Source organism: Actinophytocola xanthii, assembly GCF_001921205.1.
Lineage (GTDB): Bacteria > Actinomycetota > Actinomycetes > Mycobacteriales > Pseudonocardiaceae > Actinophytocola > Actinophytocola xanthii.
In genome coordinates, this window is the sequence record NZ_MSIE01000180.1 from 1 (window position 1) to 918 (window position 918).

Sequence of the window (918 nt, forward strand, 5' to 3'; positions counted from 1 at the left end):
AGAGCCTGTTCCTGAACTTATTTGGTGAGGCGTTGGCTGGTGATGCGGATCATGGTCCAGCGGACCATGGCGGCGTGGTGTTCGGGTAGTCGTTCGTAGTCGCGGACGCAGCGGCGGTGTCGGGTGATCCAGGCAAGTGTTCGTTCGACGACCCAGCGTCGGGGTAGTACCTGGAAGCCAGCGACGTTGTCGGTGCGTTTGACGATCTGCACCAGGATCTTGTGGTTGGTCTTGGCCCAGTCGAGGAGTGTGCCGGCGTAGCCGCCGTCGGCCCAGACCAGGCGGACACGTCGGCAGGCGGTGGCCAGCTGGTTGAGCAGTGGGCGGGCACCGTCGCGGTCCTGCACGGACGCTGGGGTGATCAGGACGCAGAGCAGCAGGCCGAGGGTGTCGACGACGATGTGGCGTTTGCGGCCGTTGATCTTCTTGCCCGCGTCGAAACCTCGACTGGTTTCTCCCACGGTTTCCGCGGCTTTGACCGACTGGGAGTCGGCGATCGCCGCTGTGGGTTCGGCGGCGCGGCCTTCCCGCAGCCGTACTCGATCGCGCAGACTGTCGAGCAGGGCCTGGGTGATCCCAGCTTTCTCCCAGGCGGCGAAGTAGTTGTAGACGGTGGACCACGGCGGGAAGTCCGCGGGCAGTGCACGCCACTTGATGCCGTTGTCCACCAGATAGAAGATCGCGTCGACGATCGCTCGCCGGCAGTGTGCTTCTCGTCGCCCGCCCTGCCCGGTCAGCCACGCTGGATCCGGTAACAGAGGATCGATCAACCTCCACTGCTCATCGGTGGTATCCGACGGATACCGACGGATCCGGGACCTCCCCGACGAGGCGTGCAGCGGACCCAGGCGGCAACACCCCGACCCCGCAACCACGCCAGCAGCCGTGATACGGCACGATGACAACGGAACTCCTGGT

The 918-nt window shown here is 65.1% G+C and carries 1 protein-coding gene; it reads right to left on the minus strand.

Annotated features, from left to right (window positions below):
- Positions 1–17: 17 nt before the first annotated feature.
- Positions 18–812: an IS5 family transposase gene (locus BU204_RS37815; RefSeq protein WP_083661997.1), complete on the minus strand. Its 795-nt coding sequence runs from the start codon at positions 810–812 to the stop codon at positions 18–20.
- Positions 813–918: the final 106 nt, after the last annotated feature.